The organism is Paraburkholderia sp. SIMBA_054, assembly GCF_046534875.1.
Lineage (GTDB): Bacteria > Pseudomonadota > Gammaproteobacteria > Burkholderiales > Burkholderiaceae > Paraburkholderia > Paraburkholderia hospita.
In genome coordinates, this window is record NZ_JAWRXV010001209.1 from 1 (window position 1) to 254 (window position 254).

A 254-nucleotide genomic window follows, 5' to 3' on the forward strand; every position below is an offset into this window, starting at 1 on the left:
GGTTCGCGCTCGTACACCGCCAGCGCGGTGACCAGCTCGTGCAGCAACACGGCGTCGCCCGGCGTGGCCGGGCGGATCACCGGCACGCCGCTCACCTGGCCGCCGCCACGGCGGCGCGCATCCGCGCGATCACGCCGGCATAGTCGGGCGCGTTGAAGATCGCCGAACCGGCGACGAAGGTGTCCGCGCCGGCGGCGGCGATCTGGCCGATGTTGTCGGCCTTGACCCCGCCGTCGATCTCCAGCCGGATCGGC

At 74.0% G+C, this 254-nt stretch carries 1 pseudogene; it reads right to left on the reverse strand.

The window, feature by feature from the left end:
• Positions 1 to 91: 91 nt before the first annotated feature.
• Positions 92 to 254, reverse strand: a pseudogene (locus SB822_RS58960) (ribulose-phosphate 3-epimerase); the annotation flags it as partial.